Below are 23408 nucleotides of genomic sequence, written 5' to 3'. Positions count from 1 at the left end.
CCCCACGTGCCACTCGCGGCTCAGCGGAAACATTTCACCGTGACCTCGGACATGAGCGGCCGTTCGGGTGAAACCCGGGTCATGAAATGCTCTCGGCATGTTCACCCTGCGCCAGGACGACGAATCGCCCCGCCGTGCCCCCGCGATCTGGCGGACGATGCTCAACGTCGACCGCGGGCTGGTCAACCTGGTCGGGCGGCTGACGGTGTCCGGCAGCGTCCCGGCCCACCTGCGGCACCGGCCGCTGCTGATGGCCGCCAACCACATCGGGGTGTTCGACGCGTTCGTGCTGATGGCCGCCTGCAAGCGGATCGGCATCAACCCGCGGTTCATGCTGGCAGGCGGCATCCTGGACGCGCCGGTGATCGGGCCGGCGCTGCGCGTCAGCGGGCACCTGCGGGTCGACCGGAAGCACGCCGCGACCGCGGTCGAGCAGTTCGCCGAAGCCGTCGAGGCGCTGAAGACCACGCGCGAGCCGCTCGTGGTCTACCCCGAGGGCCGGATCAGCCACGACCCCGGGCTGTGGCCGGAACGCGGCAAGACCGGCGCGGCGCGGCTGGCGCTCGCCGCCGGCGTCCCGGTGATCCCGATCAGCCAGTGGGGCGCGCACGAGGCCGTCTACTGGGGCACCGAGACCGTCAACGGCCCGGCCGACCTGGTGCCGCTGGCGCGTTCGGGCCTGTCCGCGCCGCTGCGGCGCCCCCGGTTCCGCGTCCACTTCGGCGCGCCGGTGGACCTGTCCGGCGTCGAACCGGAACGGCCGGGTGCCGGGGTGCGGGCGCACGCCGAGATCATGCGGGCCATCACCGCCGGGCTCGTCCCGCTGCGCTGCGACGAACCGGACGTGCCGCGCTTCCACGACCCGACGCGCCCCACCGACACCCGCAGCCCGTGGCGGCCGGGGTCCGGATCATGAGACGGTGCCCGCGATGCGCTTAGAGTCGCGGACTGTGAGCACACGCATTCTCGTCGTCTACTACAGCGCCACCGGCAACACCGCGAAGCTGGCCACCGCGCTGGCCGGCGGCGCGGCCGAAACCGGTGCCGAGGTCCGGCTGCGGACCGTGCCCGAGACGGTGCCCGCCGACGCCGTCGCGCGCAATCCCCGCTGGCAGGCGTGGGTCGACTCCGGCCCGCACCACGAGTCGGCCACCCTGGACGACCTGGAGTGGGCGGACGGCCTCGCGGTGGGCAGCCCGACCCGGTTCGGCGGGCCCGCCGCGCAGCTGAAGTCCTATTTGGACAGCACGGGTGGCCTGTGGGCGCGGGGAAAGCTCGCCGACAAGGTCGCGACGTCGTTCACCACCGCGTCCACCGCGCACGGTGGTCTCGAATCGACCGTGCTGGCCATCAACAACGTCTTCTACCACTGGGGCGCGATCGTGCTGCCCCTCGGCTACACCGACCCGCACCTGCACGAGACCGGCAACCCCTACGGCGGCTCGTTCGTCTCCCGGAAGTCCGCCGAGCCCGACGACCTCGCCCTCGGCGCCCTCCGGCTCCAGGGCCACCGCCTCGCCACGGTCGCCGGGAAACTCCGGCCCGCGACGCGAAAATGAGTTGATCGGTCCGTTTAGCCTCGCGGTGTGACCACCGAACTCCCCGTCCTCACCCCGCCCCGGGTCACCCACCGCGGCCGGGGAACCGCGCTGGTGCTGACCGCCGCGCTGCTGTTCGGGACGTCGGGCGCGCTGGGCAAGTCGGCCATGCTCGCCGGGATGTCCCCCGAGCAGGTCGCCGCCGCGCGCATCGGCTTCGCCGGGCTGGTGCTCCTCGTGGGCACCGCGCTCGTCCAGCCGAAACGGCTCAAGGTGCGCCGCCAGGACTGGCCGGTGCTCGGCGCCTACGGCCTCCTCGGCGTCGCCGGGGTGCAGCTGATGTACTTCGTCTCCGCGGGACGGCTCCCGGTCGGTATCGCGATCCTGATGGAGTTCATCTCGCCGGTGCTGATCGCCCTGTGGGTGCGCTGCGTCCGCAAGGTCCGGCTGCCGCGGGCGTTGTGGGGCGGGATCGCGCTCGCGACGCTGGGCCTGGCGCTGGTCGCGCAGGTGTGGCAGGGCCTGCGGCTGGACGGGATCGGCCTGCTCGCCGGGGTCGGCGCCGCGATCTGCTCGGCCAGCTACTTCCTGCTCGGCGAACGCGCGGTGGCCGAACAGGACCCGGTCGGGCTGACCACCTGGGGCATGGTGATCGGCGCGGTCGCGGTGTCGGTGGTCGCCCCGCCGTGGACGCTGCCGTGGCCGCTCATGGCGGCAGAGGTGCCGTTCGGCCCGTGGCGTCCGCCGGTGTGGTCGTTGCTGCTCGCGCTCGTGCTGATCTCGACGGTCTTCGCCTACCTGGCGGGGATTTCCGCCCTGCGACACCTGCCCGCCTCGGTCGCGAGCGTCCTCGGCCTGGCGGAGCCGGTGTTCACCACGGCGCTCGCGTGGGCGCTGCTCGGCGAGACGCTGTCCTGGACGCAGGCGCTGGGCGCAGCCGTGCTGCTCGTCGGCGCGCTCGTCGTCCAGCTCAACTCCCGCACCCTCACCCCCGCCCCGCTCTGACCCCGGCCGGGAGTCGGGTCGCAAATCCGCCGGGCGTGCGCAAATCCTTGGCCGAGTCCGCGCGCGGTGCGACAATCCCGCTTCCTGGGAGAGTTCTGGGAGGTGGCACCGTGGCCGGCAGCACGACCGACGCCGAGGGACTACGACCGAGCCTGCGGCAACGGCACGTCCGGATGATCGCGCTCGGCGGGATCATCGGGGCCAGCCTGTTCATCGGCAGCGGCGCGGTGATCCACACGGTCGGCCCGGCCGCCGTGCTGTCCTACGCGTTCGGCGGCCTGATCGTCGTGCTCGTGATGCGCATGCTCGGCGAAATGGCGACGGCGGCGCCGGCACTGGGCTCGTTCATGGAGTACGCCCGTGAGTCGCTCGGCGGCTGGGCGGGATTCACCATCGGCTGGCTGTACTGGTACTTCTGGGTCGGCGTGGTCGCCTTCGAGGCCGTCGCCGGGGCGAAGATCCTCGCGAGCTGGGTGCCCTCGGTCCCGCAGTGGGTCTTCTCGCTCGTGCTCATGCTGCTGCTCACCGCCACGAACCTGGCCTCGGCGCGCTCGTTCGGCGAGACCGAGTTCTGGCTGGCTTCCATCAAGATCGCGACGATCGTGGTGTTCCTGGTGATCGGCGCGCTGTTCGTCCTCGGCCTCTGGCCGCACGCGACGTTCTCGGTCGGCAACCTCGCCCGCGACGGATTCGTCGCCAACGGCTGGTTCGCCGTGCTGCACGGCGTCGTGATCGTGATCTTCTCCTACTTCGGCACCGAGATCGTCACCATCGCGGCGGCCGAGTCCAGCGAACCCGCCACCGCGGTCCGCAGGGCGACCTCGACGATCGTCTGGCGGGTCATCATCTTCTTCGTCGGTTCGGTCGCGCTGCTGGTGATGATCACGCCGTGGCGGGACATCCCGAGCGACACCAGCCCGTTCGCCGCCGCGTTCGGCCGCTTCGGGATCCCCGCCGCGGAAACGATCGTGAGCGTCGTGGTGCTCACCGCCGCGCTGTCCGTGCTCAACTCCGGGCTCTACACCGCGTCCCGGATGCTGTTCGCGCTGCGCCGCCACGGCTGGGCGCCGCGCTGGATCGCGGACACGAACTCCCGTGGTGTGCCGTGGAAAGCCATCCTGGTGTCCACTGTGGTCGGTTACGTCGCGGTGGCGATGAACTACGTCTCCCCCGACAAGATCTTCTACTTCATCATCAACTCGGCGGGCGCGGTGGCGATGTTCGTCTACGCCATCATCGCCGGTTCCCAGCTGCGGATGCGACGACGGCTCGAAGCCGAAGCGCCCGAGAAACTCAAGCTCCGGATGTGGGGCTACCCGTGGCTCAGCTGGCTCACCCTCGCCGGCACGCTCGCGGTCGTCGCGTCGATGCTGTTCGTCGACGCCGACGCCCGCGCGCAGCTGTACCTGAGCCTGATCAGCCTCGCGGTGATCCTCGGCATCTACTTCCTCCAGCGCCGCCGCACCGCTCGTACCGCAGCGGACGGCTGACCGCTCAGGCCGGCGGTTCGACCGCCAGCGCGTGCCGGAAGACGTTGCCGGCGTCCCAGCGGGCCTTGACCCGTTGCAGGCGCGGGTAGTTGTCCTTGTAGTAGAGCGTGTGCCACGGCACCCCGGAGGTGTTCCACGCCGGATCGGCCAGATCGGCGTCCGGGTAGTTGATGTAGGACCCGTCGCTGACCTCGCCGGGCACCGGGGCCCCGCCGGTGCCGGAGTACACGTCGCCGTAGAACTCGCGGATCCAGGTCAGATTGCCCGCGTCCTCGCCCTCGTCGGTCCAGAGCGCGTGGTAGACCGCCTTCATGACGACATCGCGCTGGGCGATCGCGGTGGCGCCCGGCGGCACCGCACCGGCCCGGCCGCCGTAGCCGATGAGCTGGACGCCGCCGTGCGCGCCGCCGGTGTCGTTCGTCAGGTGCCGGTGGATCGTGGCGAGCTGGGCGTCGGTGAACGACCGGCGCAGGTACCCGGCCTTGAGCTTGTACCGGCGGGTGAACACGTCCCCCGGCTGTCCGAGCCCCGGCCAGGTCGTCGCGTGCAGCCACGGCAACCTCCGCCGCTCGTTCAGGACCGGGGTGAGGCCGGTGCCCGCCTGCACCGCGGACACCAGCTCGGTCACCAGGTCGTCCACCCCCGGCAGGCCCCCGTCGGCCTGCACGATCAGCTGGACGCTCCCGGCGCTGCGGTGGGCCAGCCCGAGGATCGCGTACAGCCCGGTGCCAGGGGAGCCGGGCGCGCTGTGGCGCTCGTGCCAGACGCCGAAGTTGCGGGCCAGCGTGCTCAGCGCCCGTTCGGTCATGCGGTCGTCCCACGCCCAGACCACGACGCACTCCAGCATCTGCCGCGGCGCGGGCGGCAGCAGCCGGGACGGCTCGGTGCCGGTGGCCTCCGGCGAGCGCAGCCAGTACCGGGTGACCACGCCGAAGTTCCCGCCGCCACCGCCGGTGTGCGCCCACCACAGGTCGCGGTTCGGATCGTCCGGCTCGCGGGTGGCCACCACCGCCCGTGCGCCACCGTCCCGGTCGGCCACCACCACCTCCACGGCGTACAGGTGATCCACCACCGCGCCGTACCGGCGGGACAGCGGGCCGTACCCGCCCCCGGCGAAGTGCCCGCCCGCGCCGACCTCCGGGCAGCCGCCCGCCGGGATCGTCACGCCCCAGCCCGTCCCCAGCCTGCGGTACACGTGCCCGAGCGTGGCACCCGGCTGAACCGCGAACGCGCGACGGCTCGCGTCGTATTCGACCGCGTCCATCGGGGAGAGATCGACCAGCATCCGCACCGCCGGGTCGGCGGTGAAGTTCTCGAAGCAGTGCCCGCCGCTGCGCACCGCGACCCGCCTGCCCGACCGCACCGCGTCCGACACCGCGCGCACCACCTGCGCCGTGGAGCCGGCCACGCGGATCTCGTCCGGCCGTCCGACGAACCGGAAGTTGTTGCCCCGCAACAGGTTCTCGTACCGGGAGTCGCCGGGCCGGATCGTCACCGGCCCGAACCCCGCGGGCTCCGGCGTCGCGACGGCCGTCCCCGCCACACCCGTCATCCCGGTCCCCACGGCCCCCGCCACGACCGCACCCGCACCGGCCAGCAGTCCCCGGCGGGTCACCCCGGCACCTTCCGATGGACTCATCGCACTCCCCTTCCCGAACGCCTCGACCTCCTCAGCGTCACAGGAGCACGACCGGCCGGGTACCGACCGGCTCACGGGTTCGGCGGCGGATCGGGCGGCCCGGCCGGACGGCGGATCGACTCCACCGATCGGCCGACCCGGGACACCGGCCCCTAGGGGCCGGTTCATACCCGGGTGGGAGACGGACCGCACCCCGGTGGGATGTGCCGCCTGCCGGGTTCGCGCACGATGGGACCACACACCAAGGGGGGTACACCGTGAACCGACCGAGCCGAGCCGAACAGCGCCGAGCCCGGCGCGCACTCGCCCGCCAGCTGATCACCGTGGCGCTGGCCCTGTCCGCGGCCACCGCCCGGCGCTGAACCACGCGTGCCGAAAAGCCGTGAAGGCCTCCTTCACAGCGTTGAACGCTGTGAAGGAGGCCTTCACGGCACCAGAGTCCACAGAGGACAGTTCGGGTGGGTTCAGACCGGGATGACCGTCGGCACGATCATCGGGCGGCGCCGGTAGGTGTCGGCCACCCAGCGGCCGACGACCCGGCGCACCGCCTGCGCGATCCGGTGCGTGTCGGTGATCCCCTCGGCCTCGGTGCGGGCCAGCTCCATCTCCACCAGCGGGACCACCGCGTCGAGTGCCTTGGGGTCGTCGGAGAATCCGCGTCCGGACACCTTCGGGCTGCTCATCGCCCGCCCGGTGCTGGAGTCCACCGCGACGGTGATCGCGATGAAGCCGCCCTCGCCGAGCACGAGCCGGTCCGAAAGCGTCGACTCGCCGACGTCACCGACGGAAAGGCCGTCAACGTAGACGTGCCCGACCTCGACACGGCCGGTGCGCGACGCCTTGCCGTCCACCAGGTCGACGACCACACCGTCCTCGGCGATGACGACGTTGTCGGGCGCCACACCGGTGCGCACGGCCAGTTCCCCGTTGGCGCGCAGGTGTTTCCACTCGCCGTGCACCGGCATCACGTTGCTCGGGCGCACCGCGTTGTAGAGGTACAGCAACTCTCCCGCCGACGCGTGCCCCGAGACGTGCACCTTCGCGTTGCCCTGGTGCACCACGTTCGCGCCGAGCCGAGTCAGGCCGTTGACGACACCGAAGACGGCGGTCTCGTTGCCCGGGATCATCGAGCTCGCAAGCACGACGGTGTCCCCGGCGCGGATCGAGATCTGGCGGTGCTCGCCGCGAGCCATCCGCGACAGCGCCGAGAGCGGCTCGCCCTGCGAACCGGTCGACACGAACAGCACCTTGCTCTCCGGCAGGGTGCTGGCCTGGTCGAGATCGACGAGCAGGCCCTCGGGCACGTCGAGCAGGCCGAGCTCGGCCGCGATCCCCATGTTGCGGACCATCGACCGGCCGACGAAGGCGATCTTGCGGCCGTGCCGCTGCGCGACCTCGATCACCTGCTGCACACGGTGCACGTGACTGGCGAAGCAGGCCACGATCACCCGTTGCCGGGCCCGCCGGATGACGTCGTCGATCACCGGGCCGATGTCCCGCTCGGGCGTGACGAACCCGGGCACCTCGGCGTTGGTGGAGTCGACGCAGAACAGGTCGACGCCCTCGTCGCCGAGCCGGGAGAACCCGGCCAGGTCGGTCAGCCGTCCGTCCAGCGGGAGCTGGTCCAGCTTGATGTCCCCGGTGTGCAGCACCACCCCGGCCGGGGTGCGGATGGCGACCGCGAGCGCGTCCGGGATGGAGTGGTTGACCGCGAAGAACTCCAGGTTGAAGACGCCGACGTCGCGCCGCTCGCCCTCGCGGACCTGGATCAGGTTCGGCCGCTGACGGTGCTCCTTGGCCTTGGCCGCGAGCAGCGCGTTGGTGAACTTCGAGCCGTAGATCGGCAGATCGGGCCGCAGCCGCAGCAGGAACGGCACCGCGCCGATGTGGTCCTCGTGCCCGTGCGTGAGCACCAGGCCGTCGATGTCGTCGAGCCGGTCCTCGATCGCCCGGAAGTCGGGCAGGATGAGGTCGACGCCGGGCTGGTCGTCCTCGGGGAAGAGCACCCCGCAGTCGACGATGAGCAGCCGCCCGCCGTACTCGAACACGGTCATGTTGCGGCCGACCTCGCCGATCCCGCCCAGCGCGACCACGCGCAGGGCGCCTTCGGGGAGAGCGGGCGGGGCGGTGGTCGGGCCGGGGCCGGTCGAAAGAGAAGTCACCGAGGCATGGTCCCAACGCTGGTGTGTGAAGTGGGCGCCGTGTAGGCGGCCCGCGAGTCCGTGTGTGCCACCTGTGCACCATGCCAGTCCTGGGCGGTGCCCTCACCCAGCGGCACGCCCGCCTGGGCGAGATCGGCGGCGATGAGGCCGCTCTGCTCCTCGGACACGGGCACGACCGGCAGCCGGGGGTCGCCGATGTCGAACCCGCGCAGGCGCAGCGCGGCCTTGACGAACATGACGCCACCGACGCGCGACATCGCCCGCAGCACCGGCAGCATGCCGCGGTGGTTGGTGCGCGCGGTGGAGGTGTCGCCGTTCTCGTAGGCGTCGATCATCGCGCGGATCCGGCCCGCGACGACGTGCCCGATCACGCTGACCACGCCGACCCCGCCGACCGAGATCCACGGCAGGTTCAGGCCGTCGTCCCCGGAGTAGTAGGCGAGGTGGGTGTTCGCGATGACCTCGCTGCCCGCGATCAGGTCGCCCTTGGCGTCCTTCACCGCGACGATCCGCGGGTGCTCCGCGAGCCGCTGCAACGTGTCGACCTCGATCGGCACGATCGAGCGCGGCGGGATGTCGTAGAGCAGCACCGGCAGCTCGGTGGTGTCGGCCACCGTGGTGAAGTGCGCGTAGAGCCCGGCCTGGCTCGGCCGCGAGTAGTAGGGGGTGACGACGAGCAGCCCGTGCGCGCCCGCCTTTTCCGCCGCGCGCGCCTGCTCGACACTGTGCGCGGTGTTGTTCGTGCCCGCGCCCGCGACCACCGTCGCGCGGTCGCCGACGGCCTCGACCACGGCGCGGATCAGGTCGGCCTTCTCCTGGTCCGTGGTGGTGGGGCTCTCCCCGGTGGTGCCGTTGACGACGAGACCGTCGTTGCCCAGCTCCACGAGGTGCTCGGCGAGTTCCTGCGCCCGCTTCAGATCCAGCGCCCCGTCGGCGTCGAACGGCGTGGCCATCGCGGTGAGCACACGCCCGAACGGACGTCCGGGCGCTGCGGTCGGTGGGTTGGACATGACCATGACGGTACCCCCTCGGACCTGCCAACCCGGGCCCGACCTGGCAGGAGTGAAGATTTTGCGCGCCAGGCGGTCCGGCCGCGAAACTTCTACTTCACCTTGGTGTGGATCTGCGCGGACATCTGCCCGCCGTCGGTCCTGGCGAGCAGGCAGTAGAACCCGCGCGAGTACCGCTTGTTCTCGTCGGGCACCCGGTTCCACTCCGCCTCGCTGGGCACGAGCGCGCGGTAGGTCAGGCCGCTCCGCTGAGTCTCGGGGACCACAGTGGAGTTGAACACCAGCCCGCACCGGGCCTCGGCGACCCGGTTGACCGCGTCGGCGCCCGGATACCGCGCGACGACGGCGTCCTTGTCGGTGTAGTTGCTGCCGACCTCGATGACCTCGCCGAGCTCGTAGACCTCCAGGGTGTGACTGCGGTCGCAGCTCACCTCGTTGTCGTTGCCGATCACCGCGCCCGGCTGCACGGTGACGTTGTAGCAGTCCCGCGACGTCGAGCCGATCGCCTGCTTGACCATGCCGTCGATACCGTAGGTCGCGGTCGGCTGCATGGCCTTGTCGACCTCGGGCGCGGTGACCGCCCTGCCGAAGAAGAACCCACCGACCAGCCCGGCGACGAGCAGCACCGCGGCGGCCGAAAGCCACCACGCGCGACGGTCCGGCTTCGTGTCCGTTGTGGACTGTCCGGGTGCGACCCTGGTCGGCCCGCCGGGCGGCAGCAGCGCGGTCCCGCCGTGCGGCGGGGTGTACGCGCCGCCCTGCGCGGCCGCGGTCGCGAACAGCTGCCGCGCCTGGACCGCGGTGAGCCGCGCCTCCGGCTTGGCCACCAGCAGACCGTGGATCGCGGCGGCGAGCGGGCCGTGTCCCCTGGTCAGGTAGGGCACCTCGGTCATGATCGCGTGCAGGGTCGCCGCGGTGGTCGGCCGCTCGAACGGGACGAGCCCCTCGACCGCGAAGAACAACGTCGCGCCGAGCGACCACAGGTCGGACTCCGGGAGCGCTTCCCTGCCTTCGACGCGTTCCGGCGCCATGAACGCGGGCGAGCCGACGATCATGCCGCTGGTGGTGATGCGCGGATCGTCCACCGCGTGCGCGATGCCGAAGTCGGTGAGCTTCACCCGCCCGTCCGGCGCGACCATGATGTTCGCCGGTTTGACGTCGCGGTGCACGATCCCGGCGGCGTGCGCGGCCTGCAACGCGGAGAGCACGCGTTCGCCGATCTGGGCGATCCGGGCATCCGGGAGCGGGCCGTGCCGGCGCACCAGGTCCGCCAGCGTCGGCGCCTCGACCAGTTCCATCACGATGTAGGTGACGCCGCCGTCGGTGATCACGTCGAACACGGTGACCACGGCCGGGTCGTTGAGCCGCCCGCCCGCGCGGACTTCGCGCAGCACGCGCTCGGAGAAGACGGCGTGTCCTTCGGCGTCCGGCAGGCGCAGTTCCTTGATCGCGACGTGCCGTCCGATCACCTGGTCCTGGGCGCGCCAGACGACGCCCATACCGCCGCGGCCGAGTTCGGCGAGCAGGACGTAGCGGCCGGCCACGACTCTCGCGCCGGGGGCGGTCGGGGCGGGCTCGTGGGGACGCGTGGGTTGTTCGCTCACCGGGCTGTACTCCTTCTACGGTCGCGCAGATGCTAGTCGGACCGCTTTGCCCGGTGCGGGGGTTCCCGTCAGCCGGCGAAGGTGAGATAGATCAGCGCGACGTTGAGCACGATGATCACCGCCGCGATCACCCAGCCCAGGACCGTGGTGACCCGGTGGTTCGCGTCCTCGCCCATCAGCGCGCGGTCACCGGTCAGCCGGATCAGCGGCACCAGCGCGAACGGGATCCCGAACGACAGCACCACCTGCGAGACGACCAGCGCGGCGGTCGGGTCGGCGCCGAGGGCCAGCACGACCACGGCCGGGATCAGCGTGACCAGGCGGCGCAGCACGATCGGGATCCGCTTGCGCAGCAGGCCCTGCATGATCATCGCGCCCGCGTAGGCGCCCACCGACGTCGACGCCAGCCCGGAGGCGAGCAGCCCGACCGCCATCATCAGCGCGATGCCGGGGCCGAGCGCCTGCGCGACGGCGTGGTGCGCGCCCTCGATGCTGTCGACGCCGTCCCTGCCCTGGAGATTGGTGGCCGCGAGCAGGAGCATCCCGAGGTTGACCGCGCCCGCCAGCAGCATCGCGAGCCCGACGTCGACGCGGGTGGCGCGCAGCAGACCGCGTTTGCGCGCGCCCTCGGCCTTGCCGTGCCGGTCACGGGCGAGGCCGGAGTGGAGGTAGACCGCGTGCGGCATGACCGTCGCGCCGAGCATCGCGGCGGCGATGAGGACGCTTTCGGTGCCGCTGAAACGCGGAAGGAGACCGCCGAGCGTCCCCGAGGCCGACGGCGGCTCGACGAACAGGCTGGCCAGGAAGCCGATCGCGATGATCAGCAGCAGGCCGGTGATGACCCGCTCGAACGTCCGCTGACCACCGCGGTCCTGCACCAGCAGCAGCGTCATCGAGACCAGGCCGGTGATGAGACCGCCCGCCAGCAACGGCAGGTCGAACAGCAGGTTGAGCGCGATGGCGCCGCCGACGACCTCGGCCAGGTCGGTGGCGATCGCGACCACCTCGGCCTGTGCCCAGTACGCCAGCCGCGCGGACCTCGGCAGCCGCTCGCGCAGTGCCTCCGGCAGGGACAGGCCGGTGACGAGCCCCAGCTTGGCGGACAGGTACTGCACCAGCACGGCCATCAGGTTGGCCGCCACGATCACCCATACGAGCAAGTACCCGAACTTCGCGCCCGCGCTGATGTTGGACGCGACGTTGCCGGGATCGACGTAGGCGATGGCCGCCACGAAAGCGGGCCCGAGCAGCGCCGACCCCGCCCGCAACCGGCCCAGTCTCGGCCGGACGGTATCCGCCTCCGCCACTGCCATACGTCACCTCACGTCAGGTTGTCGGGAGCCCTAAATCAAAGTTTAGGCGCGCCAAACTTTCCCTCGCAAGGGTGACGGTGCCCACCGGACCCGGCCTCGTCCGGCGCACGACCATGTCCTTAAGCTTCCGGCACAAGACCGGCATGCGCCGAAGCCAGGGCGCGAGAACGGTTCCTCGCGTCATCCAGAGGTAGGGGCCGGGGGTTACGAAAGGCTGGTTTCGCCGCCCACCACGAAGCGCGGGCGGCCAGGTCAGTGCCGCTCGATCCGGTGCACCCAGGTGTCACCGGGAACATCTTCGAATCCCGCGCAGGTGCCGGGTTCCACGACGCTCGTCCGCTCCTCCGTGGTCGCGGACGACCAGACGACGGTCGCCGCGACGGTGCCAGCGCAGACGTACTGGACCAGATCGACCTCGGCGCGGCCCCCGTCGGGGTAGCAGTGCCGCCCCCGATCGGTCTGTACCAGGACCGCGTCGGCCCGGTCTCCGCAGGACGACGACCCGGACGAACGGCGCATCACGGGCTGGGGCCCCTCCTCGGCAGCCGGGCTGCGCAGGATCTGGACCACCGCCGCGCCGGTGGCCACCAGCAGGACGGCCGACAAGCCCGCGAGCAGGCGAACCCGGCGTCGCCGGCGTGCGGCACCGCTCCGTTTCACCGTCTCCGCCGCGGCACCGGCATCGAGGAATTCCCGTTCCCGGTCGTTGAGCGCCAGGTCGTGGGCCGCAGCCCAGATCCGCGCCGACTCCAGCCGCGAGCCGTGGTAGAGGGCACTCGGGTCGCGGTCCAGGAATTCCCACGCCTCCACGGCTTCGGTCAGCTGGCGGTGGAGACGCAGCCCGTCGCGATCCTCGCTCAGCCATCCGCGCAGCCGGGGCCAGCAGCGGATGAGTACGTCATGGGTCATCTGGACGCTGTCGTCGTCCACCTGTATCAGCCGGGCCCCGATGAGCGTGTCGAGCACGACGTCGACGTCGGGGTGGTCGCGGGGGATCTCGTCACGGGAGGCGCCTCGCCGGGCGTCCTCGGTGTCGGCGCCGAGCGTCGTGAGCCGGAGGAAGAGATGCTTCGCTATCCGCTGTTGGCGTTCGGTGAAGGCCTCGTAGGTGGCTTCGGCGGTGTGCGCGAGGGCATCCTGGATTCCCCCGGCGGCCTGATAACCGGCCAGGGTCAGGGTGTTGCCGCGACGACGGCGCCAGGTCTCGACCAGCGCATGCGACAGCAGCGGCAGGGCACCGGCCCCACCCGCGTGCTCGGCGACCAGCGCGGCCAGCAGCGCGCTCTCGACCTGACAGCCCACGTCGACAACGGGTCGCGTGATCGCGCGGCGAAGCTCGTCGGCGGTCATGGGCCCGACGGACAACCGCGCGTCCCGCCACGCCCGTTCCAGTTCGGGATACGTGGAGCACCGATCACGGAAATCGATGCGAATGCCCAGCACTACACGAACCCGGCTCTCCTCGGACCGGGTGGCCGATATCAGCGCTTCGACGAACCGCGCGCGCTCGCCGGGATCCTGGCATCGGGTGAAGACCTCTTCGAACTGGTCGACGACGACCAGCAGATCGCCGCCCCGCCCAGCCACTAGCTGGCGGGCACGCAGTCGCAAGGCGCCTTCGTCGTCCCGTAGTTCCGCGCACAAGGCCACCGCGGACTCGCCGGACGCCACAGCCAGCGCGATCGCGCATTCCTGGAGGGGATGGCGACCAGGTGTCATCAGCAGGACCGGCTCGCCGGACGCGCGAGCCCCGGCTACGAGACCCGCCCTGAGCAACGACGACTTCCCGGCCCCTGACGCCCCGGAAACCACGAGCAGGCGATGCTTCGCGACGCCACCCACCAGGTCACGGACCAGCGCCTCGCGGCCATGGAATCGTTCGGCGTCCTCGGGTTGGAACGCGGCAAGCCCGACATAGGGCGTACAGGTTTTCGCGTCTTCTCGCGGCTCGGCCCGTTCTGGTCGCACTCGCGCGGCCAACGCGGAAGCGGCTTCGTGCCAGCGCTGTTCCCACTCCGCGCGGTCGCCTCCGCACGCCTCGGCGTAGGCGAGCGCCACCGCCAGGCTTGGCAGTTTGCGTCCGCCTGCCGCCTCGGACAGGGTGCCCGCCGAGTAGAACGCCCGCGTGGCCAGCAACCGGTAGGGCGGGTTGCCCGCCTTCTCGCGCAACCGCCGCAGGTCCGCCGCGAACCGCACCACCGGGTGGTCCCCCTCCTCCAGTACCCGCTCCGGTCGTGGCACCGCGTTCATCTCCCCGCTGCCGAAGATCGCCTGGCCTCGTCCACCGCACTGCGCCGAACAGGAGTCACCGACCGCGCCGGGAGGTACATGCCACCTGGCACAGCGACGGAAGTCCCCGAAATCCGGTTGGCGCGGGCCGCTGGTTGTTCGGAAACGTTTGTTCGGTGGTCGTGTACCGACACCGAACAACCCCGAGGCCGTAGACAGGTCCGCGGCGGCCGTCCCGGGCGACCGGGGAGGGACGCGCGGCGACGGCGGCCACCACGCGCACAGCTATACACAGGGGAGGAATCGCGATGAAATTCGTCAAAGCGTCAGCGGTCGGCGCGCTGGGAACACTCACCATGGCACTCGCCGCCTCGACACCGGCCTCGGCGGGCACCGCGCCCGGCGGAGTCCGGGTCACCTCGGTGGCGAAGGACGACTGCGCGTTCGCTGTATACAACAACGACGGCCAGCACTGCTTCGGGGAAAACGGTCCGCACGACATCTACATCGACCAGGTGAGCCTGGTCTGTTCCAACCGCGGCTGGGCCGACTACGCATGGTCGCCCAACCCCGGTGAACCACACAAGGCCGGGCACGTGACTGCCGGCTCCTGCGACGACTTCCGGCCCGTCCCCGGCAACACGGTCGTCGACTGGTTCGACCTGCACGCCTGATCCCGTTCCGGCGGGGGCCGGTCGGCGGGTGGTTCCCCGTCCCCGTGAAACGGGGAACCACCCGCGTCCATTCATGCGAGGGGAGCCCAGAAATGCGCACACGCACGATGTTGTCCGCGCTCGCCGTGTCGCTGTCGGTCGCCGGTGCGACGATGGCGGCGGGACACACCGTGGCGACCGCGGTACCGGCCAGGCCGGACACCGGGAAGCTGAAACTGAACCAGGACTTCGCCGATCCTGGGATCATCAAGGGTGAGGACGGCCACTACTACGCGTTTTCCACGCAGTACCACCAGGATTCCCACGTCCCGATGGCCCGGTCCAAGACGCCGGACGCGACCGGGGATTGGGAACTCCAGGTCGACGTCACGGGCAGGCGGCTCGACGCGCTGCCGGACGCCGGGCCCTGGACGCAGGCCGACCCCGTGCTCTGGGCACCGGACGTCACCCCACGTCCCGGCGGCGGCTACCTCATGCTCTACGCCGCGGTGTCGTCGGGGACCGGGGAACACTGCATCGGCTGGGCGACGGCCGACCACGTCGGACCGGGGTTCTCGTTCACCGCGCAAGGTGACCGGCCGCTGATCTGCCCGGCGGACAACCGCGGGGTAATCGACCCGAGCGTGTTCGTCGACACCGACGGTTCCCGCTATCTTCTCTACAAGACCGAACCGACTTTCAGTGCGGATCCCGCCGCCCAGGTGCCGAGCAGGATCTTCCTGCAGAAATTCACCGACAACGGCCCCGCCGGTCTGGCCCTCGACGGCGAACCGACATTGCTCCTCGAAGCCGACACCCCGTTCGAGCTGCCGGAACAGGGCCAGCTGGAGGCACCGTCGCTGGTTCACCACGGCGGGCACTACGTGCTGTTCTACTCGGGCGGCTGGTTCAACAATCCCACCTATTTCACGGGATTCGCGATGAGCACGGAGCTGACGACGGGCTACCAGAAGTCCTCCACCAAGCTGCTGGATTCGGACGTCTCCGCCGCGCACGGGCCTGGGAAACGGCTGCGCGACGGCTGTGTGCCGGGCAGCGCCGATCTGCTGTCCGGTCCCGGCGGCGCCACGGTGCTGCCGGACGGCGACTACATCGCCTACCACGGCATCCTCGAATGCGCCTCCGATGGCGACGTGAAGACACGCGGCCTCTATCTCGAACGAATGACCTGGTCCGCCGAGGACGTCCCCGGCATCGCGTAGGCCGGGAAGACGCCGTGGCTCGGTGACGCTCTGGGGGCGTCATCGAGCCACGGCACCCGTCCGCGCGGCACCAAAACTGCCGGGCGGCCGAAGGTCAAGTGGCGGAGCCGACCTCGTGGCCAGCCTCGCGCAGCGCGGTGACGGCGCGGTCGAGCTCGGCGGCCCGCACCAGGAGGTGGTCGGTGTCGAATGTGGACAGTGAGAACAGCGCGACCCCGGCGGCGGCGAGTGCGCTCGCCAGCGCGGCGATGACGCCGGTGAGGGTGAACTCCAGCGGACCGCGGACGGTCAGCAGCCGCCAGCCGTCCTCGACGGTGCCGCCCTCGGGTGCCTGTCCGGCCGGGCAGATCACCGAAAGCTCGTCCGGCGTCCGGGTCACCGAAACCAGTACCGGCTCCCCCGGGTCCAGCAGCGCCGCCGGGACCGGGGCGTCGGCGGGCAGGCGCACGACCGCGTACTCGCCGGGCCGCACGTCGATGGCGAGTCGTTTCATCAGCCCTCCAGGACCTTCGGGCTCGACGCGACCTCGGTGCCGTCGGGCAGCGTGGAGATGGTGAAGTCGGCGAATACGTTCCCGGCCGCCTTCTGCAGCTGCCGCAGGCATTCCACGGCCAGCTCGCGGATCTCGACGTCGGCGTGCTCGGTGGCGCGCATCGCGACGAAGTGCCGCCAGGCGCGGTAGTTCCCGGTCACCACGATGCGGGTCTCGGTGGCGTTGGGCAGCACCGAGCGGGCCGCCTGGCGCGCCTGCTTACGGCGCAGCGTCGCGCTCGGCGCGTCGGCGAACTTCTCCTCCAGCCCGGCCAGCAGCTCGGTGTAGGCGTCCACGCTCGCCCGGGTCGCGGCGAGGAACTTCTCGTGCAGCACCGGGTCGTTCGCGATGACCTCCGGCTCGACGACGGCGGCCTCCCGCTCGGGCACGTAGCGCTGCGAGAGCTGCGAGTAGGAGAAGTGCCGGTGGCGGATCAGCTCGTGGGTGAGCGAGCGCGAGATCCCGCTGATGTAGAAGCTCACCGAACCGTGTTCCAGCACCGAAAGGTGCCCGACGTCGATGATGTGCTCCAGGTAGCCCGCGTTGGTCGCGGTCTTCGGGTTCGGCTTCTTCCAGGACTGGTAGCAGGCCCGGCCCGCGAACTCGGCGAGCGCCTCACCCCCGTCGGCGTCGGTGGACCACGGTACGTCCTCCGGCGGGAAGAACTCCGTCTTCGCGATCAGCTGCACCTTGGGTGACACGGTCTCGGCCACGTCCGCACTCCTTCTCCCGGCCCCGCCCACGACTCCGGGCAGCGTAACCGCCACCACCGACGACATCACCGATGACGCCGCATGACATCACCATCTCCTTGACTGACATCACGAATGACGTCATATTGGTGTCATGGACCTGACGCCGTACATCGCCACCCTTCGCGAGGACCTCGCGAACACGGCCTCCGCCGGGGACGAGCAGACCCGGCGCACGGCCGCACTGCTGTCCTCGGCACTCGAACCGTCCGTCCGGCTGACGCTGATGAGCGCGCTGGCCGATCTCGCCGCCGAGGTGACCGCCGCCCTGCCGGGGCAGGTCGTGGACGTCCGCCTTGACGGGCGGGACGTCCGGGTCGTCGTGACCGGCGCCGGGGAACCGGAGCCCGCGGACGAACCCCGGGCGAGCACGCCGCCCCCGCCACCGCCGATCGACGGCGGCGACATCGCCCGCATCACGCTGCGGCTGGTCGAGCAGATCAAGGGCCAGGCCGAACAGGCGGCCGCGGCGCAGGGCGTCTCGCTCAACACGTTCGTGTCCCAGGCCGTCCAGGGCGCGCTGGGCCAGGGACACCGGCACGGGCAGGGGAAATCGCAGCACACGGGGCAGCGCTCCGACAACCGGTTGCACGGCTGGGTACAGGGCTGAGGGGAACGGGTAAATGAGCGAAGAGAACATCAACGAGCCTGTCGAAACGGGCACCGGGGCGAGCGCGGACGAGCTGGTCCGCCGCCAGGAGTTCGACACCGAAGGCCCGCTGGAGCTGGATCTCGGCGTGACCATCGGCCGCGTGGAGCTCGTGCTCGACGGGGACTCCGGGGCGAGCGTCGAGCTGCGGCACGACGCGGGCGACCAGCCGTTCTGGGTCGACGGCGTGTCGAGCCTGCTGTCCTGGGTCGGCGAGCGGTTCGGCGACCAGCTCGGCGTCGACGCGGGCTCCTCGCCCGCGGAGGCGGTGCGCCAGGCCAGGATCGAGCTGCTCGGCACTCGCCTGATCGTGCAGGCGCCCAAGGCGTGGCAGCTGCGCAACGTCCCGCTCGCGGTGAAGGTGCACGCGCCGGCGGGCTCGCACGTCGAGGTGCGCGCGGGCGCGGCCGACGTCACGGTGACCGGTTCGGCGGGCCGGACCGACGTGCTGACCGGCTCCGGCAAGGTGTCGCTGGACCGCGCGGACGGCTCGGTGACCGTGCGCACCGGGACCGGCGCCATCAAGCTCGGCCCGACGCTGGCCGGGCTCCAGCTGCGCAGTGGCAGCGGCAGCGTCGAGGCGTCCTCGATCGCCGGGTCGGCGACGCTGACCACCGGCACCGGCGACGTCTGGCTCGGCGCGGTCGCGGGCGAGGTCATGGCCCGCACCGGCAGCGGCGACCTGTCGGTCGCCGACGCGGCGTCCGGTTCGCTCGAACTCATCACCGGTTCCGGCGAGGTACGGGTCGGCATCCGCGGCGGCACCCTCGCCGAGGTCGACCTCACCTCCAGCGCCGGGAAGGTGTCGAGCGAACTCGACGTCGCCGACACCCCGCCCGAAGGCGACGTGAGGCTGCGGGTGCGTGCCCGCACGGGCTCCGGCAACGCGGTGGTGACCCGCGCGGCCCAGTAAGGGGGAACAAAGGGGAAGAAGAGGGGGGACGAAGGCCGCTTCGGGAGTTGGGGACTCTCGGGGCGGCCTTCGCTTACCGTGCTTCCGCTCCCCCACCGGCACACCGGCCTCAGCGGACGAGACGCCTGAGCGCGGGCGCGAGATCACCCCGCTTCCCCACCACGACACCGTCGAGCCCGAGCCATTCGGCCATGTGCGCGAGTTCCGCCGCCAGTTCCCCTGCCACGCGGCCGCTGTCCACAGTGGACTCCGTGAACGCGCCCTGCACCCGCAGCACACCGGCGGCGCGGTCGGCCTTGAGGTCCACCCGGCCGACCAGCTCGCCGTCGAGCAGGAACGGGAACACGTAGTAGCCGTGCACCCGTTTCGCCTCGGGCACGTAGATCTCGATGCGGTAGTGGAAGCCGAAAAGCCGTTCGGTGCGGGCACGTTCCCAGATCAGCGGATCGAACGGGCACAGCAGCGCCCGCCCGGTGACCGCGCGCGGCGTGCGCGCCTCGGCGTGCCGGTAGGCGGTGGCCTTCCAGCCGCGCACCCCGACCGGCTCCAGCCGCCCCGCCTCGACCAGCTCGGCCACCGCCTGCCGGGCCACCGCCGGGCCGAGGCGGTAGTAGTCGCGCAGATCCGTCTCGGTCGCCACCCCCAGCGCGCGGGCGGAGCGGTCGATCAGCTGCCGGGCTCCTTCCTCCGCGCTCACCCGGCTGGCCAGGATCTCCGGTGGCACCACCCGCTCGGTCAGGTCGTACAGCCGCTCGAAGGACCGGCGGGTACCGGTAGTTAGCTGCGCGACGCCGAACAGGTACTCGCACACCTTCTTCACCTCGGACCGCTCCCACCACGACCCCGGCGGCCGCGCCGCGGTGCCGGTCGCCAGCTCGCGCTCGATGCCCCCGGCGCCGATCGGGCCGAGTTCCTTGACCACCGCGAGGATGTCGTCCACCAGGCCGGGCGACCGCTCGATGATCGGGCCGTAGTGCTTCCACCAGCCGTCCCGTTTCGCGCCGGAGCGCAGCAGCGGCCAGTCCGCCACCGGGAGCAGACTCGCCTCGTGCGCCCAGGTTTCGACCAGCAGCCGGGGTCTGCGCGGGGAATGCGCCCACGCCGCCTCGTCCACCAGCTCCGGCTCGTAAGCGCCGAGCCGGGAGAACAGCGGCATGTAGTGCGCCCGGACCGCGACGTTCACCGAATCCAGCTGGAGCAGCTGGACCCGGGACAGGACACGGTTGAGATGCCGCCTGGTCGGGGTGGTGTCCGGACGGGGATCGGCGAAGCCCTGTGCGGCCAGCGCGGTGCGCCGGGCCACCGGAATACTGATCGTCTGCATGGTGAGGCCATGGTGCCAGCCACCCCCGACAGTTTTCACCGCACGCGCTATCTTGCGGGCATGAGCGACGCCGCCGTCCGTCCCGCGACCGTCCAGGACGTCGCGGAGATCGCCCGCATCCAGCGCGAGACGTGGCGTGCCGCCTACACCGCGATCCTCGGCGAGCACGCCGTCGCCACGCTGGTCGGCGCGGACCTCGAAGGGACGTGGCGGGAGACGATCGGCTATCCCGGCACCCGGGTCCATCTGGCCACGGAAGGGAACTTCACGGTCGGGTTCTGTGTCGCGGGCCGGGCCCCGGACAGCGAGGTCGCCGCGGCCGACGGCACCCTCCCCGCCGACGCCGCCGCCACCGGCCTCGTGGCGGCGCTGCTGGTCGAGCCCCGTTGGGGACGGCGGGGGCACGCGGGCCGCCTGCTGGCCACCGCCGCCGCCGGCCTGCGGGCGGATGGCGCCGAACGCGGTGTCGCCTGGGTGCCGCAGGCCGACCACGCCTCGCTCGGGTTCTACCGCCGCGCGGGCTGGGCACCGGACGGGACGGTCCGCACGCTCGACACCGGCGAGACGATGGTGCGCGAGATCAGGCTGACCGGGACGCTGGACCTCGCGCTGCGCTGAGTGCTGAAGGACGCTTTCAGTGCGCTCAATGCACTGAAGGCGTCCTTCAGCGCGCCCAACGCACTCAAGGCGTCCTTCAGCGCGTCCGTCAGGGACGCGAGTCCGCGGCGGCGGGCGAGGGTGTCGCCGGCTCCGGTTCGACGCGCTTCGCGAACACGACCCAGCGCATCACCGAGTACATGAACACGCCTTCGCACGCGCCCGCGATGATCCGGGAGAGGTGGTACTGGACACCGAGCGCGGCCAGCCCGGCGCCGACGCCGAGCAGGAACGCGGCGTAGTTGACGCCGATGGCGAGCACGTACAGCACCACCTGGCGGCCGACCGGCGCGTGCGAGCGGAAGTTGAACGCGCGGTTGAGCACGAAGCTGAGCCCGAACGCGCACGAGTAGGCCAGCGAGATCGCCAGCCACAGCGGCCAGCCCAGCCAGCCGTGGAACGTGGTGAGCAGGAGCAGGTCCACCCCGAAGGTGAACCCGTTGATCAGCGCGAACCCCAGGAAACTCGGCGCCACCACCCGCGAAAGCCCGAACGGGAGACGGCGCACGACGGCCGCGCAGAAGGCGGCGAAACGGTCGGAATGGTGGTCTTCGGCCACGCCGTCAGCCTTCCAGCGCCAGGTGTCCGCGAGCCGTCCACGAGGTGATCTTCTGGTGCGGGCTCCCCGGCGTACAGGGGTGCCAACCCCCGTGTGCGGGGGCGTCCTGCTTGCTACTTTGAAATGACGCCCACTGCGAAGCGGCGTCCCCATCCCCGGAGGCACGATGATCGGCTGGCTGCTCGTGACGCTCGGCGTCGCGTTCGGGTCGGCGATCATCCCGCTGATCAACGTCGAGGTATTCCTGCTCGGGCTGGTCGCGAGCCGTCCGGATCTGCACTGGCTGGCGCTGGGGGCGGCCGTGGCGGTCGGCCAGATCGCCGGGAAACTCCTGTACTTCCTCGCCGCGCGCGGCTCGATCAAGCTGCCGAAGTTCCTGCACGACCGCCTGCACCGCGAACGCCCGCCCTCACCGCGGCGCGATCGCTGGCGGGCCCGCACGAAGCGGATCCGCGGCTGGCTCGACGCGCTGCGGGAGCGCTGTCACCGCCATCCGCACTGGATGGCCGGCACCTACGGGGTGAGCGCGGTCGTCGGGCTGCCGCCGTTCATGGCGACGAGCGTGCTGGCCGGGCTGGTCCGGATGCGGCTCGCGACCTTCCTCACCGCGGGCCTCGCGGGCCGCTGGGTCCGGTTCAGCCTGCTGGCCGCCTCCCCGACGCTGTTCACGGGTGTCTTCCACTTCTGAACCCGTGTCCGGGCGGCAACCTGTCCAGCGACCACCGGATGTTCGACCAGAGCCGGTCCCGCTCGGGGTTCCCGGCTTCGAGGGAGACGACCGCGGCCGCGACGCTCTCCTCGTGCCTGTCGAGCCGGGCCAGGCACACGCTCAGGAAATCCCACGGCCGCCAGGAGTAGTCGGGTGGGGAGACAAAACCGGAGACTGGCGCTTTCTGTGCCGCGGCGGCCGCGTAGAACGGCAATGCCTTCGCCCATTCCCCACGCTCGAAATACGGCCCGCCGAGTCCGAGAAACGCCTCCGCGCGGGAAGAATCCAGGCGTAGCGCTCGATGAAGGTGCTCGCCCGCCTCTCCGGTCAGGCCGAGCTTTTCGGCGCATTCGCTCATGCGGAGCAGCGCCGCGTACTGTTCCCATTCCTCGCCGGGATTCCGGAGATAGACCGCGAACGCGTCGAGGGCGGCAGCGTGCCGGCCGGCGTCGCGGAGTTCGCACGCGTGGTAGTACCGCGTGCGGGGTGAACGGTCTCCTTCGCGCACCATCCGTTCGACGATACGGAGGTTGCGGCGGCTCTTCCCGGCTCGCGTCGCGGGATCCGGACGGTGTTCGACGGCCAGGTCCTCGCGGTGCAGCACCCGGTCGCCCGGGACGGCGAGGAACTCGTGCACGGCACCCCGCCAGCGCAGCCCCGTTACCCGCCGGGCGAGCCGCTCACGAGGGAAGGTGTACGCGCACGCGCCGGTGTCCTCGTCGAAGGCGTAGTGGTACGGCGTGGTGACGGCGTCCAGCTCGCCGGTCAGGAGTTCCCGTTTGACGACCCACAGTTCCGCCCGCACGCCGGGAGGCACGACGTCGTCGGCGTCGAGCCACAGCACCCACTCCCCCGTGCAGGCGTCGAGGGCGAAGTTCCGGGCGGCCGCGAAATCGTCCACCCAGGCGAAGTCGAGGACGCGGGCACCGGCGTCGCGCGCGACCCGCCGCGTCCCGTCCCGCGACCCGGTGTCCACGACGACCATTTCGTCGCACACCCCGGCCATGTCCCGCAGGACGCGGCCGAGGCGGGCTTCCTCGTCCCGCACGATCATCGTGAGCGACAGCCGTGCCGTCATCCGGCCTACCCGGGTTCGGACACGCCGCCGGACACACCGCCGGGCGGGCCGGTGGGGCCGCGTGCCCCGGTCGGCCCGGTCGGCCCGGTGAGACCCGCGGGTCCCCGCGGCCCGGCCGGGCCCGGCGGTCCGGGTGGTCCCGGCGGCCCCGGGGGTCCGGCCGGTCCGGTGGCGCCGGTCCCGCCGGGTGGCGCCGACGGGCCGGCCACGCCGGGAACCCCCGACGGCCCGGCCGGTCCGGTGGCGCCCGGGCGCCCGTTCTCCCCTGGCGGCGCCGACGCGCCGGGCGCCCCGGACTGCCCTGGCCGCGCCGAGGGGCCAAGTCGGATCGTAGCCATGTCGTTCTGTGGGCCAAGGAGTTGGAATCCC

The 23408-nt window shown here is 71.5% G+C and carries 21 protein-coding genes; 10 read left to right on the top strand and 11 right to left on the bottom strand.

The window, feature by feature from the left end; all coding sequences use genetic code 11:
• Nucleotides 1-97 precede the first annotated feature (97 nt).
• From ABD987_RS30690 to ABD987_RS30675, 4 genes are all read left to right on the top strand, one after another.
• Complete coding sequence (locus ABD987_RS30690) at nucleotides 98-916, top strand: lysophospholipid acyltransferase family protein (RefSeq protein WP_345401792.1); 819 nt, start codon at nucleotides 98-100, stop codon at nucleotides 914-916.
• 34 nt (nucleotides 917-950) lie between these two features.
• Nucleotides 951-1559: an NAD(P)H:quinone oxidoreductase gene (gene wrbA / locus ABD987_RS30685; RefSeq protein WP_345401789.1), complete on the top strand. Its 609-nt coding sequence runs from the start codon at nucleotides 951-953 to the stop codon at nucleotides 1557-1559.
• 27 nt (nucleotides 1560-1586) lie between these two features.
• Nucleotides 1587-2543 (top strand): EamA family transporter, encoded by a 957-nt coding sequence (locus tag ABD987_RS30680; protein ID WP_345401786.1) that lies wholly within the window; start codon nucleotides 1587-1589, stop codon nucleotides 2541-2543.
• Nucleotides 2544-2716: 173 nt separating this feature from the next.
• A complete protein-coding gene (locus ABD987_RS30675; protein WP_345402436.1) occupies nucleotides 2717-4033 on the top strand; it encodes an amino acid permease in 1317 nt (438 codons plus the stop codon).
• A 4-nt stretch (nucleotides 4034-4037) separates the two neighbouring features.
• Here ABD987_RS30675 and ABD987_RS30670 read toward each other — a convergent pair whose 3' ends face one another.
• The 6 genes from ABD987_RS30670 to ABD987_RS30645 form a co-directional block, all read right to left on the bottom strand.
• Nucleotides 4038-5672: an FAD-binding oxidoreductase gene (locus ABD987_RS30670; RefSeq protein WP_345401783.1), complete on the bottom strand. Its 1635-nt coding sequence runs from the start codon at nucleotides 5670-5672 to the stop codon at nucleotides 4038-4040.
• A gap of 464 nt (nucleotides 5673-6136) precedes the next feature.
• Complete coding sequence (locus tag ABD987_RS30665; protein WP_345401780.1) at nucleotides 6137-7834, bottom strand: ribonuclease J; 1698 nt, start codon at nucleotides 7832-7834, stop codon at nucleotides 6137-6139.
• On the bottom strand, nucleotides 7831-8844 hold the full coding sequence (dapA, locus tag ABD987_RS30660; RefSeq protein ID WP_345401777.1) for a 4-hydroxy-tetrahydrodipicolinate synthase: 1014 nt from the start codon (nucleotides 8842-8844) through the stop codon (nucleotides 7831-7833). The genes ABD987_RS30665 and dapA overlap by 4 nt, the downstream gene beginning before the upstream one ends.
• Nucleotides 8845-8936: 92 nt before the next feature.
• Nucleotides 8937-10448 carry a serine/threonine-protein kinase gene (locus ABD987_RS30655; RefSeq protein WP_345401774.1) on the bottom strand — a complete coding sequence of 504 codons (1512 nt, stop codon included), beginning with the start codon at nucleotides 10446-10448 and terminating at the stop codon, nucleotides 8937-8939.
• 68 nt (nucleotides 10449-10516) lie between these two features.
• A complete protein-coding gene (locus ABD987_RS30650) occupies nucleotides 10517-11761 on the bottom strand; it encodes an Nramp family divalent metal transporter (protein WP_345401771.1) in 1245 nt (414 codons plus the stop codon).
• Between the two features lie 252 nt (nucleotides 11762-12013).
• Entirely contained in the window at nucleotides 12014-14002 is a 1989-nt protein-coding gene (locus ABD987_RS30645) for an nSTAND1 domain-containing NTPase (protein WP_345401768.1), read from the bottom strand.
• A 296-nt stretch (nucleotides 14003-14298) separates the two neighbouring features.
• Here ABD987_RS30645 and ABD987_RS30640 point away from each other — a divergent pair, with 296 nt between their 5' ends.
• Nucleotides 14299-14664 carry a hypothetical protein gene (locus ABD987_RS30640; protein ID WP_345401765.1) on the top strand — a complete coding sequence of 122 codons (366 nt, stop codon included), beginning with the start codon at nucleotides 14299-14301 and terminating at the stop codon, nucleotides 14662-14664.
• A 92-nt stretch (nucleotides 14665-14756) separates the two neighbouring features.
• The gene (locus tag ABD987_RS30635; protein ID WP_345401762.1) at nucleotides 14757-15866 is read left to right on the top strand and encodes a glycoside hydrolase family 43 protein; all 1110 of its coding nucleotides are present in this window, start codon (nucleotides 14757-14759) and stop codon (nucleotides 15864-15866) included.
• Nucleotides 15867-15960: 94 nt separating this feature from the next.
• Here the strand turns inward: ABD987_RS30635 and ABD987_RS30630 are convergent, their stop codons facing one another.
• On the bottom strand, nucleotides 15961-16359 hold the full coding sequence (locus tag ABD987_RS30630; protein WP_345401759.1) for an ACT domain-containing protein: 399 nt from the start codon (nucleotides 16357-16359) through the stop codon (nucleotides 15961-15963).
• Nucleotides 16359-17111, bottom strand: a complete 753-nt coding sequence (gene thyX / locus ABD987_RS30625; protein ID WP_345401756.1) for an FAD-dependent thymidylate synthase — start codon at nucleotides 17109-17111, stop codon at nucleotides 16359-16361. The genes ABD987_RS30630 and thyX overlap by 1 nt, the downstream gene beginning before the upstream one ends.
• 133 nt (nucleotides 17112-17244) lie before the next feature.
• On the opposite strand from thyX, the gene ABD987_RS30620 reads away from it, so the two are divergent.
• Both ABD987_RS30620 and ABD987_RS30615 read left to right on the top strand, forming a co-directional pair.
• Nucleotides 17245-17760, top strand: coding sequence for a toxin-antitoxin system HicB family antitoxin (locus ABD987_RS30620; RefSeq protein WP_345401753.1), 516 nt, complete (start codon nucleotides 17245-17247; stop codon nucleotides 17758-17760).
• Nucleotides 17761-17773: 13 nt separating this feature from the next.
• Nucleotides 17774-18712, top strand: a complete 939-nt coding sequence (locus ABD987_RS30615) for a DUF4097 family beta strand repeat-containing protein (RefSeq protein ID WP_345401750.1) — start codon at nucleotides 17774-17776, stop codon at nucleotides 18710-18712.
• Between the two features lie 109 nt (nucleotides 18713-18821).
• Here ABD987_RS30615 and ABD987_RS30610 read toward each other — a convergent pair whose 3' ends face one another.
• Complete coding sequence (locus ABD987_RS30610; RefSeq protein WP_345401747.1) at nucleotides 18822-20036, bottom strand: winged helix-turn-helix domain-containing protein; 1215 nt, start codon at nucleotides 20034-20036, stop codon at nucleotides 18822-18824.
• Nucleotides 20037-20096: 60 nt separating this feature from the next.
• On the opposite strand from ABD987_RS30610, the gene ABD987_RS30605 reads away from it, so the two are divergent.
• Entirely contained in the window at nucleotides 20097-20654 is a 558-nt protein-coding gene (locus tag ABD987_RS30605; RefSeq protein ID WP_345401744.1) for a GNAT family N-acetyltransferase, read from the top strand.
• 88 nt (nucleotides 20655-20742) lie between these two features.
• Here the strand turns inward: ABD987_RS30605 and ABD987_RS30600 are convergent, their stop codons facing one another.
• Nucleotides 20743-21252 carry a GtrA family protein gene (locus ABD987_RS30600; protein ID WP_345401741.1) on the bottom strand — a complete coding sequence of 170 codons (510 nt, stop codon included), beginning with the start codon at nucleotides 21250-21252 and terminating at the stop codon, nucleotides 20743-20745.
• A gap of 166 nt (nucleotides 21253-21418) precedes the next feature.
• Between ABD987_RS30600 and ABD987_RS30595 the strand changes: the two genes are divergently transcribed.
• Nucleotides 21419-21940, top strand: coding sequence for a hypothetical protein (locus ABD987_RS30595; RefSeq protein WP_345401738.1), 522 nt, complete (start codon nucleotides 21419-21421; stop codon nucleotides 21938-21940).
• On the opposite strand, the gene ABD987_RS30590 is transcribed toward ABD987_RS30595, so the two are convergent.
• Nucleotides 21918-23039: a glycosyltransferase gene (locus tag ABD987_RS30590; protein WP_345401735.1), complete on the bottom strand. Its 1122-nt coding sequence runs from the start codon at nucleotides 23037-23039 to the stop codon at nucleotides 21918-21920. The genes ABD987_RS30595 and ABD987_RS30590 overlap by 23 nt on opposite strands.
• Nucleotides 23040-23408 lie beyond the last annotated feature (369 nt).

The sequence above is a fragment of the Amycolatopsis samaneae genome (assembly GCF_039541975.1).
GTDB lineage: Bacteria > Actinomycetota > Actinomycetes > Mycobacteriales > Pseudonocardiaceae > Amycolatopsis > Amycolatopsis samaneae.
Note: the sequence above shows the minus strand (reverse complement) of the source record. Positions and strands in the feature narration are given on the sequence as shown.